This is a genomic window from Endozoicomonas sp. 8E (assembly GCF_032883915.1).
Taxonomy (GTDB): Bacteria; Pseudomonadota; Gammaproteobacteria; order Pseudomonadales; family Endozoicomonadaceae; genus Endozoicomonas_A.
This window is the reverse complement of sequence record NZ_CP120717.1, coordinates 4709274-4721452: the sequence shown is the minus strand read 5'-3', so window position 1 is coordinate 4721452 and position 12179 is coordinate 4709274. Positions and strand designations below refer to the sequence as shown.

Sequence of the window (12179 nt, the reverse complement as noted above, 5' to 3'; positions counted from 1 at the left end):
ATTTCCTTGCTAATCGGTGGGAATAATCACCCAAGAGAAACCAGATATGTATTCTGACGTTAATCATTCCGACATAGCCGGTTTACCTTCGCTGCGACCTGTGAACACTTCATTAGGGGAAGAAGCATCGGGTGTCACTGCGGGCAGGTCCATCGCTGTACCTGAAAAAGAAATAGAGAAAACCGCTTTATTGCACGATTTGCCCGAGGAATTAACCCTCAACATTTTTCGCCTTCTGGAGCTTCGGGATATCGTCAGTTTGCAACAGGTATCTACTCACTTAAACAGGTTTATTAAAAACGAACATGTTCTGGCAAGGGCATGGTATCGCCGGTTTTCTTTACCTCACCAATGTCAATTGAAGCAAAGCCTTCCTGTAAAGGATAAAGAACAGCTCCGAAATTGGCTGAGACCGTTTACGAAGGATCAAGCGTTAATCGAATCACTCATAAAACACCGAAAGGCCGTTTATTTTCCTGCCCTCTTTCATTTCGCCAAAGCCCGACTGATGTCTCAATACGAAAAGTATAATGTCGAGACAGAGGCCGTTATTGTTCATGAAGACAGGGTGAACTCAGCCACCTTCAGCGCCGATGGTAGCCACCTGGTGACGGCCAGTGACGATGCAACGGCGATAATCTATGGCCAGAGGGCCAATGGATCATGGGAAAAAAAAGGCGTCATTTCCCATCGAGACATTCTCGGATCTGCCATCTTCAGTGCCGATGGCCGCCATGTGGTGACCGCCAGTTGGGATCACACAGCAAAAATTTATGGTCAAGTCGATGGGGCATGGAAGGAGATGCTTACCATTTCCCATGATGGCCATGTTACTTCAGTTATCTTCAGTGCTGATGGCCGCCATTTGGTGACCGCCAGTAAGGATAAAACAGCGAAAATCTTTGTCCTGGAAGACGATGGGTCATGGGAAGAAAAACTCACCATTTGCCATGGTGGTTGGGTCCACCTGGCCACCTTCAGCGACGATAGTCGTCATTTGGTGACTGCCAGTTATGACAACACGGCAAGAATCTATGGTCAGGAAGCCGATGGATTATGGGTAAAAAAAACCACCCTTTTCCATTACACGCTGATCAGCTCAGTCACCTTCAGCGCCGATGGTCGCCTTGTGGTGACGGCCTCTACCGATCGAACGGCGAAAATCTATGGTCAAACGATCGATGGCTCTTGGGAAAAAGAATCCATCATTTCCCATGATCACTGGGTCAACTCAGCTACCTTTAGTGCCGATAGTCGGCATTTGGTAACGGCCAGTATCGATAAAACGGCAAAAATCTGTGTTCAGGGGGACGATGAATCGTGGGGAGAAGAAGCTGTCATTTCCCATAAGAGCAATGTTGACTCAGCCGCCTTCAGCCCCAATGGCCGTCATGTGGTGACAACAAGTGGCGATAAAACGGCGAAAATCTTTAGTAAGAAGGGCGACGGATTGTGGGAAGAAAAACGCACTATTTCCCATGATAACCATGTCCGCTCAGCCACCTTCAGCCCCGATAGCCGCCATTTGGTGACGGCCAGTAACGATGGCATGGCGAGAATCTATGGTCTGAAGACTGACGGATCCTGGGTCGAAAAGGCCATTATTTCCCATGAAGCTTCACTCAAAACAGCTATTTTCAGTGCTGATGGCCGTCTTGTGGTGACCACCAGTGTGGATGGAACGACAAAAATTTATGGGCAGGGGGCTAATGGATCATGGGTAGAAAAAGCCGTTGTTACTCATAGAGGTATGACCAAATCAACCGCCCTTAGTGCCAATAGCCACCATTTGGCTTCGCCCTTTCACCGTAACGCTTTGAGAATTTATAAGCTATCGATGAATCATTGATTGTTTGCTGTGATCAATAAACGAACGCCATTGCGCATGTGCTGAAAGGCAGAAATTTCTTTAGTGGTAATTAATTATGAACTTTTATTTCAAAGCCGACTCTAATTGGCTTCATCAATTTTCAATGTCTTTGCTCATCGGGGGAGGTGAAGACTTAAGAGAAACCAGATATGTATTCTGACGTTAATCATTCCGACATAGCCGGTTCACCTTCGCTAACAGCTGTAAGCACTTCATTGGGGGAAGAATCATCGGCTGTCAGTGCGAGTAGGTCCGTCGCTGTGCCTGAAAAAGAAATAGAGAAAACCGCTTTATTGCACGATTTGCCCGAGGAGTTAACCCTCAAAATTTTACGCTTTTTGGCGCTTCGGGATATCGCCAGTTTGCAACAGGTATCTACTCACTTAAACAGGTTTATTAAAAACGAACATGTTCTGGAAAGGACATGGTATCGCCGGTTTTCTTTACCTCACCAATATCAATTGAAGCAAAGCCTTCCTGTAAAGGATAAAGAACAGCTCCGAAATTGGCTGAGACCGTTTACGAAGGATCAAGCGCTAATCGAATCACTCATAAAACACCGAAAGGCCGTTTATTTTCCTGCCCTCTTTCATTTCGCCAAAGCCCGACTGATGTCTCAATACGAAAAGTATGATGTCGATACAGAGGCCGATATTGCTCATAATGACTGGGTGAAATCAGCCACTTTCAGCGCCGATGGTAGCCACCTGGTGACGGCCAGTAGCGATGCAACTGCGCTTATCTATGGCCAGAGTGCCAATGGATCATGGGCAAAAAAAGGCGTCATTTCCCATCAAGAGGGTGTCAGATCTTCCATCTTCAGCCCCGATGGCCGCCATGTGATAACCGTCAGTTGGGATTGTACGGCAAAAATCTATGGTCAAGTTGGTGGGGCTTGGGTGGAGAAATTCACTATTTCCCATGATCTTTGGCTCAACTCAGTCACCTTTAGCGCTGATAGCAGCCACTTGGTGACCGCCAGCAATGATGAATCGGCAAAAATCTGCGTTCAGGGAGACGATGGCACATGGGAAGAAAAACTCACCATTTCTCATGATGATAGGGTCAAATTTGCTGCCTTTAGCGACGATGGTCGTCATTTGGTGACCGCCAGTCACGATAACACGGCAAGAATCTATGGTAAGGAAGTCGATGGATCATGGGTAAAAAAAATCACCATTTTTCATGACCAACGGATCAACTCAGTCACCTTCAGTGCCGATAGTCGCCGTGTGGTGACAGCCTCTGAGGATGGCACAGTGAAAATCTATGGTCAAAAGACCGATGGCTCATGGGAAGAAGAAACCATTATTTCCCATGATGACTGTGTCAACTCAGCCACCTTTAGTGCCGATGGCCGCCATGTGGTGACAGCCAGTAATGATGACACAGCGAAAATCTGTGGTCTGAAGGACGATGGGTCATGGGGAGAAGAAGCCAACATATCTCACAATTGCTGTGTCAACTTAGCCGCCTTCAGCCCCAATGACCGCCATGTAGTGACGGCAAGTTACGCTAAAGTGAAAATCTACACTAAGAAGGACGATGGATCATGGGAAGAAAAACGCACCGTTTCCCATCGTAAGTCTATCCGCTCAGCCACCTTCAGTCCCGATAGCCGCCATTTGGTGACGGCCAGTGACGATCGCATGGCGAAAATCTATGGTCTGAAGACTGACGGATCCTGGGTTGAAAAGACCATCATTTCTCATCTGGGTATTGTCATGTCGGCCACCTTCAGTGCCGATGGCCGCCTTGTGGTGACCACCAGTACAGATAGAACGGTAAAAATTTATGGCCAGGATATTAATGGATTATGGGTAGAAAAAGCCGTTGTTGACCATATAGGGTTGCCCGATTTAACCCTTGACCATACAGGTTTGTCCAAATCAACTGCCCTCAGTGCCAATGGGCATCATTTGGTTTCGCACTTTCGCCAAAACAAATTGAGAATTTATAAGCTATCGATGAATCATTGATTGTTTGCTTTGGTCAATAAAAAGGGACACCATTGCGCGTGTGCTGAAAGGCAGAAATTTCTTTAGTGGCAGTATTATGAACTTTTATTTCAAAGCCGACTCTAATTGGCTTCATCAATTTTGAATGTCTTTGCTCATTGTGGGGGGAAGACTTAAGAGAAACCAGATATGTATTCTGACGTTAATCATTCCGACATAGCCGGTTCATCTTCGCTACCAGCTGTAAGCACTTCATTGGGGGAAGAACCATCGGGTGTCAGTGCGGGCAGGTCCGTGGCTGTGCCTGAAAAAGAAATAGAGAAAACCGCTTTATTGCACGATTTGCCCGAGGAGTTAACCCTCAAAATTTTTCGCTTTTTGGAACTTCGGGATATCGTCAGTTTGCAGCGGGTATCTACTCACTTAAACAGGTTTATTAAAAACGAACATGTTCTGGCAAAGACATGGTATCGCCGGTTCTCTTTATCACACCAATATCAATTGAAAAAAAGCCTTCCTTTAGAGGATAAAGAACTGCTCCGAAATTGGCTGAGACCGTTTACGAAGGATCAAGCGTTAATCGAATTACTCATAAAACACCGAAAGGCCGTTTATTTTCCTGCCCTTTTTCATTTCACCAAAGCCCGACTGATGTCTCAATACGAAAAGTATAATGTCGATACAGAGGTCGTTATTGCTCATGAAGACAGGGTGAACTCAGCCACCTTCAGCCCTGATGGTAGCCACCTGGTGACGGCCAGTGAGGATGCAACGGCGATAATCCATGGCCAGGGGACTGATGGAACATGGGCAAAAAAAGGCGTCATTTCCCATCAAGGCGGTGTCAGATCAGCCCTCTTTAGCGTTGATGGCCACCATGTGTTGACCGTAAGTTGGGGTTGTACGGCAAAAATCTATGGTCAAAAGATCGATGGCTTTTGGGAAGAAGAATCCATCATTTCCCATGATCGATGGATCAACACAGCTACCTTTAGTGCTGATAGCCGCCATTTGGTTACGGCCAGTATGGATAAAACGGCGAAAATCTGTGTTCAGGGAGACGATGGGTCATGGGAAGAAAAACTCACCATTTGCCATGGTGGTTGGGTCCACCTGGCCACCTTCAGCGACGATAGTCGTCATTTGGTGACTGCCAGTTACGACAATACGGCAAAAATCCTCTGCCTGCGGGACGATGGATCATGGGAAGAAAAAGTCACCATCTCCCACAATTATTTGATCAGATCAGCCGCCTTTAGCGCTGATGGTAGCTATGTGGTGACGGCCTCTAACGATCACACAGCGAAAATCTATGGTCAAAAGATCGATGGCTCTTGGGAAGAAGAATCCATCATTTCCCATGATCAATGGGTCAACTCAGTTACCTTTAGTACTGATAGCCGCCATTTGGTTACGGCCAGTATGGATAAAACGGCGAGAATCTGTGTTCATAGGGACGATGGATCCTGGGGAGAAGAAGCTGTCATTTTCCATAAGGGCAACGTTGACTCAGCCACCTTCAGCCTCGATGGCCGTCATGTGTTGACAACAAGTGGCGATAAAACGGCGAAAATCTTTAGTAAGAAGGACGACGGATTATGGAAAGAAAAATGCACCATTTCCCATGATTACGATATCAGGTCAGCCACCTTCAGCCCCGATGACCGTCATGTGGTGACCGCCGGTAACGATGGCAAGGCGAAAATCTATGGTCTGAAGACTGACGGATCCTGGGTCAAAAAGGCCATTATTTCCCATGAAGGTCCACTCAAAACAGCTACTTTCAGTGCTGATGGCGGCCTTGTGGTGACCACCAGTATGGATGGAACGGGAAAAATTTATGGTCATTGGTCTAATGGGTCATGGGTAGAAAAAGCCGTTGTTACCTATTCAGGTCCGGCCAAATCAACTGCCCTCAGTGCCAATGGCCACCATTTGGTTTCGCCCTTTCGCCTTAACGCTTTGAGAATTTATAAGCTATCGATGAATCATTGATTGTTTGCTGTGATCAATAAAAGGGACACCATTGCGCATGTGCTGAAAGGCAGAAAAATCTTTAGTGGCAATTAACAACCTATCATGAACTTTTATTTCAAAGCCGACTCTAACTGACTTCATCAATTTTGAAATTCCTTGCTAATCGGGGCTAATAATCAATTAGGGAAAACCAGGTATGTATTCTGACGTTAATCATTCCGACATAGCCGGTTCACCTTCGCTACCACCTGTGAGTACTTCATTGGGGGAAGAGCCGTCGGGTGTCAGTGCAGGCAGGTCCGTCACTGTACCTGACAAAGCAATAAAGAAAACAATTTCATTGCACGATTTGCCCGAGGAAATGATCGTCAAAATTGCGCGTTTGCTGGAATTTCGGGATATCGTCAGTTTACAACAGGTATCTACTCACACATACACTGCTATTAAAAACGATCCTGTACTGGAAAAGGCATGGTATCGCCGGTTTTCTTCACTACACCAATATCAACTAAAGAAAATTCTTCCTGTAGAGGATAAAGAACAGCTCCGTAGTTGGCTGCGACCGTTTACGAAGGATGAAGCGTTAGTCGAACCAATATTAGAACACCGAAGTTATGATTATTTTCCTGCTCTGTTTTATTTCACCAAAGCTCGACTGATGTCTCAATGCAAAACGTTTAATGTAGATACAAAAGTGATCCTTAACCATTCTGGTTTTTGGGGTGGTGTGTTCTCAGCCACTTTCAGCGCCGATGGCAGCTACCTGATAACGAGGTGCGCAGACGGAAAGGCCAGAATTTACCATAACAATGGATCATGGGATAGAAAAGCCATTATTCCCCATAGAGATGAGATCGTGTCAGCCATCTTCAGCGCTGATGGTCGCTACGCAATGACCGTCAGTTTCGATAAAACGGCAAAAATCTATGGTCAGGTCGACGATGGGTCATGGGAAAAGAAACTCACTATTTCCCATGATGATTGGCTCAACTCAGCCACTTTCAGCGCCGATAGTAGCTATTTTGTGACCGCCAGTAAGGACCAAACGGTGAAAATCTGTGTTCGGGGAGATGATGGATCATGGGAAGAAAAAATCACTATTTCCCATGATAGTTGCTTTGACATAGCCACCTTCAGTGTCGACAGTACCCATCTGTTGACCACCAGTTACGACGATTACACGGCAAAAATTTATCGTCAGGGAGTCGATGGATCATGGGAAGAAAAACTCACCATTTTCCATGGCCAGTGGATTAACTCAGCCATCTTCAGTGCCGATGGACGTCATGTGGTGACCGCCAGTGATGATGGCACAGCGAAAATTTATGGTCAAAAGACTGATGGCTCATGGGAAGAAGAAACCATCATTTCCCATGATCACAGGGTCGAGTCAGCCATATTCAGTGACGATGGCCACCATGTGGTGACCGCAAGTAAGGATCATACGGCAAAAATCTATGGACAGAAGAGCGACGGCTCATGGGAAGAAAAGTGCACTATTAACCATGGTCGCCGTGTCCTCTCAGCCAACTTTAGCCCCGATGGCTACCATGTGGTGACCGCAAGCAAAGATCATACGGCAAAAATCTATGGACAGAAGAGCGACGGTTGGTGGGAAGAAAAGTGTACAATTAACCATGGTGGCAGTCTCCTCTCAGCCAGCTTCAGCCCTGATGGCTGCCATCTGGTGACGGCCAGTAAAGATGGTACAGCGAAAATCTATAGTCTGAAGAATGACGGATCCTGGGTCGAAAAGGCCATCATTTCCCATGAAGCTTCACTCAAAACAGCCACCTTCAGTGTCGATGGCTGCCTTGTGATTACCACCAGTATGGATGGAACGGCAAAAATTTATGGTCAGGGTGCTAATGGGTCATGGATAGAAAAAGCCGTGGTTGCCCATAGAGGTATGGCCGAATCAACCGCCCTCAGTGCCAATGGCCATCATTTGGTTTCGCCCTTTCTCTATAACAATTTGAGAATTTATAAACTATCGATGAAGAATTGATTGTTTGCTGAGATCAATAAAAGAGACAGCATTCTGCATTTTCTTAAAGGTAGGCATTTCTTTGATGGCACTTAACAAGATACTGTGAACTTTTATTTCAAATTCGACTCTAACTGACTTCATCAATTTTGAACGTCCTTGTTAATCGGGGAGGTTAAAAACTTAAGAGAAACCAGGTATGTATTCTGACGTTATTCATTCCGACATAGCCGGTTCACCTTCGCTACCACCTGTGAGTACTTCATTGGGGGAAGAGCCGTCGGGTGTCAGTGCAGGCAGGTCCGTCACTGTACCTGACAAAGAAATAAAGAAAACAATTTCATTGCACGATTTGCCCGAGGAAATAATCGTCAAAATTGCGCGTTTGCTGGAATTTCGGGATATCGTCAGTTTACAACAGGTATCTACTCACACATACACTGCTATTAAAAACGATCCTGTACTGGAAAAGGCATGGTATCGCCGGTTTTCTTCACTACACCAATATCAACTAAAGAAAATTCTTCCTGTAGAGGATAAAGAACAGCTCCGTAGTTGGCTGCGACCGTTCACGAAGGATGAAGCGTTAGTCGAATCAATCATAGAACACCGAAGTTATGATTATTTCTCTGCTCTGTTTTATTTCACCAAAGCCCGACTGATGTCTCAATGTAAAACGTTTAATGTTGATACAGAAGTTATTATTTACCATAGTCATTGTGTCAACTCAGCTGCCTTTAGCCCCGATAGCAGTCATTTGGTGACCACCAGTGTCGATGAAACGGCAAAAATCTGTTGTCAGAAGGCCAATGGAACCTGGGTAGAACAAGCCAAAATTTCTCATGATAATTTTGTCGACTCGGCGAACTTCAGTGCCGACGGCCATCATCTGGTGACCGTCAGTTGGGATTATACGTTGAAAATTCATAGTCAGGACGATCATGGATCATGGAATGAAAAAGCCACCATTCCCCATGATCCCTGGATCAACTTAGCCACCTTCAGCCCGGATAGCCGCTATCTGGTGACCGCTAGCAAGGATAACAAGGCAAAAATCTATGGTCAGGAAGCCGATGGATCATGGAAAGAAAAACTCACCATTTCCCATAATAGATCGGTCATCTCAGCCGCCTTCAGTGCCGATAGTCGCCATGTGGCGACTACCAGTTACGATAGGAGTGCAAAAATCTATGGGCAGAAGACCGATGGATCATGGGAAGAAAAACTCACCATTTTCCATGGCCATTGGATCAACTCAGTCATCTTCAGTGGCGATGGCCGTCGCGTGGTGACCGCCAGTGAAGATGGCACAGCGAAAATTTATGGTCAAAGGACTGATGGCTCATGGGAAGAAGAAACCATCATTTCCCATGACCACAGGGTTAAGTCAGCCCTTTTTAGTGCCGATGGCCACCATGTGGTGACCGTAAGCGATGATCATACGGCAAAAATCTATGGACAGAAGAGCGACGGCTCATGGGAAGAAAAGTGCACTATTAACCATGGTCGCCGTGTCCTCTCAGCCAACTTTAGCCCCGATGGCTACCATGTGGTGACCGCAAGCAAAGATCATACGGCAAAAATCTATGGACAGAAGAGCCACGGTTCGTGGGAAGAAAAGTGTACAATTAACCATGGTTGCAGTGTCCTCTCAGCCAACTTCAGCCCTGATGGCTGCCATCTGGTGACGGCCAGTAAAGATGGCACAGCGAAAATCTATAGTCTGAAGACTGACGGATCCTGGGTCGAAAAGGCCATCATTTCCCATGAAGCTTCACTCAAAACAGCCACCTTCAGTGTCGATGGCTGCCTTGTGATTACCACCAGTATGGATGGAACGGCAAAAATTTATGGTCAGGGTGCTAATGGGTCATGGATAGAAAAAGCCGTGGTTGTCCATAGAGGTATGGCCGAATCAACCGCCCTCAGTGCCAATGGCCATCATTTGGTTTCGCCCTTTCGCCTTAACGCTTTGAGAATTTATAAACTATCGATGAAGAATTGATTGTTTGCTGAGATCAATAAAAGAGACAGCATTCTGCATTTTCTTAAAGGTAGGCATTTCTTTGATGACACTTAACAAGATACTGTGAACTTTTATTTCAAATTCGACTCTAACTGACTTCATCAATTTTGAACGTCCTTGTTAATCGGGGAGGTTAAAAACTTAAGAGAAACCAGGTATGTATTCTGAGGTTAATCATTCCGACATAGCCGGTTCACCTTCGCTACCACCTGTGAGTACTTCATTGGGGGAAGAGCCATCGGGTGTCAGTGCAGGCAGGTCCGTCACTGTACCTGACAAAGAAATAAAGAAAACAACTTCATTGCACGATTTGCCCGAGGAAATAATCGTCAAAATTGCGCGTTTGCTGAAATTTCGGGATATCGTCAGTTTACAACAGGTATCTACTCACACATACATTGCCATTAAAAACGATCCTGTACTGGAAAAGGCATGGTATCGCCGGTTTTCTTCACCACACCAATATCAACTAAAGAAAATTCTTCCTGTAGAGGATAAAGAACAGCTCTGTAATTGGCTGCGACCTTTTACGAAGGATGAAACGTTAATCGAATCAATATTAGAACACCGAAGTTATGATTATTTTCCTGCTCTGTTTTATTTCACCAAAGCTCGACTGATGTCTCAATGCAAAACGTTTGATGTAGATACTGAAGTTATCATTGACCATGATTGCTCTGTGAAATCAGCCGAATTCAGCGCCGATAGCCGTCATGTCGTGACCGCCAGTTATGACAGCACGGCAAAAGTCTTTAGCCAGAAGGCCAATGGGTCATGGGAAGAAAAAGTGACCATTGACCATCATTGCTGGGTTAGAAAAGCCACTTTCAGCCCCGATAACCGCCACGTGGTGACCGTCGGTTGGGATAAAACGTCGAAAATCTATGGTCAGGGAGTCGATAGGCTATGGATACATAAACTCACCATTACCCATAATGCTTTGATCACATCAGCCAACTTCAGCTCTGATGGTCTCCATATGGTAACCGCCAGTGACGACTGCACGGCAAAAATCATTAGCCAGATGGCTGATGGATCCTGGCAAGAAAAACTCACCATTTTCCATAATGATTACGTCCAGTCTGCCACTTTTAGCCCCGATAGCCGTTATGTGATGACAGCCAGTTTCGACATGACGGCGAAAATTTTTGGCCAGGGAGACGACGGAGCATGGAAAGAAAAAATGACTATTTTCCATGATCATCGGGCCATCTCAGCCACCTTTAGCGCCGATGACGGCCGTGTGGTGACCGTTAGTAGCGAGCACAAGGTGAAAATCCATGACCAGATGGCCGATGGATCATGGGAAGAAAAAGTCATTTTTTCCCATGATAACCACATCAACTCAGCAACCTTCAGCGCCGATGGCCGCCATTTGTTGACGGCCAGTGAAGATAATACAGCGAAAATCTGTGATGAAAAGGCCGACGGCTCTTGGAAAGAAACCATCATTTCCCACGATGACGAAGTCAACACAGCCACCTTCAGCCCTGCTGGCGATCATCTGCTGACGGCCAGTAGAGATGACAAGGTGAAAATCTATTGTCTGGAGGCCGATGAATCATGGGAACATAAAGCCACCATCTCCCATGATGACGATGTTATCTCAGCCATCTTCAGTGCCGATGGCCGTCATGTGGTGACCGCCAGTGAAGATGGCACAGCGAAAATCTCTGGCAGGAAGGCTGACGGATCATGGGTCAATAAAGCCATCATTTTCCATGAAGGTTCGGTCACCTCCGCCACCTTCAGCGCTGATGGCCGCCATGTGTTGACCGCATGTAAAGATGGAACGGCAAAAATCTACGGTCAGGAGACTGATGTGTCCTGGGTCGAAAAAGCCATCATTTCCCATAATAATTCGATTAGTTCGGCCACCTTTAGCGATGATGGCCACCACGTGATGACCCTCTGTAGTGATAACAAGGTACGAATTGACAGGCTACGGGGGAATGATTGTTTGCTGTGAAAATAAAAGGGATGCCATTCTGCATGTGTTGAAAGGCAGAAATTTCTTTGCTGGCATTCAATAACACATTATGAACTTTTATTTCAAATCTGAGTCCAACTCACTTCATCAATTTTGAATATCTTTGCTCTTCAGAGGGTGTCGTAAAACTCCAACAGCTCGTTCCCATGCTCTGAGGTCGTCATTCCCGCGAAGGCGGGAATCCAGGGCCAACAGTTGGTCTCTGCCTTCTCGGGGATGACAAGGCCAGGGGGGCAACGAGCAGTACGGTTTTGGCGGAGAGTCAGTGTGGATTCCCGCCTTCGCGGGAATGACGAGAATGAAGTCGGGAATGACGGGAGTCAACTCGTTCCCACGCTGGAGAGAGTTTTGCGACACCCACATCAGGGGGG

General features: G+C 46.2%; 7 protein-coding genes. 6 read left to right on the top strand and 1 reads right to left on the bottom strand.

Translation table 11 applies throughout. The features are described 5' to 3' along the window. Window positions 1-46 precede the first annotated feature (46 nt). The 6 genes from P6910_RS15830 (at window position 47) to P6910_RS15805 (ending at window position 11787) form a co-directional block, all read left to right on the top strand. Window positions 47-1849, top strand: coding sequence for an F-box-like domain-containing protein (locus P6910_RS15830; RefSeq protein ID WP_317142249.1), 1803 nt, complete (start codon window positions 47-49; stop codon window positions 1847-1849). Window positions 1850-2019: 170 nt separating this feature from the next. Continuing rightward, entirely contained in the window at window positions 2020-3849 is a 1830-nt protein-coding gene (locus tag P6910_RS15825) for an F-box/WD repeat-containing protein (RefSeq protein ID WP_317142248.1), read from the top strand. Between the two features lie 168 nt (window positions 3850-4017). Further along, complete coding sequence (locus P6910_RS15820) at window positions 4018-5823, top strand: F-box/WD repeat-containing protein (RefSeq protein WP_317142247.1); 1806 nt, start codon at window positions 4018-4020, stop codon at window positions 5821-5823. Between the two features lie 178 nt (window positions 5824-6001). Then, window positions 6002-7813 carry an F-box/WD40 repeat-containing protein gene (locus P6910_RS15815; RefSeq protein ID WP_317142246.1) on the top strand — a complete coding sequence of 604 codons (1812 nt, stop codon included), beginning with the start codon at window positions 6002-6004 and terminating at the stop codon, window positions 7811-7813. Window positions 7814-7991: 178 nt separating this feature from the next. Next, window positions 7992-9797: an F-box/WD40 repeat-containing protein gene (locus P6910_RS15810; protein ID WP_317142245.1), complete on the top strand. Its 1806-nt coding sequence runs from the start codon at window positions 7992-7994 to the stop codon at window positions 9795-9797. 178 nt (window positions 9798-9975) lie between these two features. Beyond that, complete coding sequence (locus P6910_RS15805) at window positions 9976-11787, top strand: F-box/WD repeat-containing protein (protein WP_317142244.1); 1812 nt, start codon at window positions 9976-9978, stop codon at window positions 11785-11787. Window positions 11788-11895: 108 nt separating this feature from the next. Here the strand turns inward: P6910_RS15805 and P6910_RS15800 are convergent, their stop codons facing one another. Next, entirely contained in the window at window positions 11896-12165 is a 270-nt protein-coding gene (locus P6910_RS15800) for a hypothetical protein (protein ID WP_317142243.1), read from the bottom strand. Window positions 12166-12179: the final 14 nt, after the last annotated feature.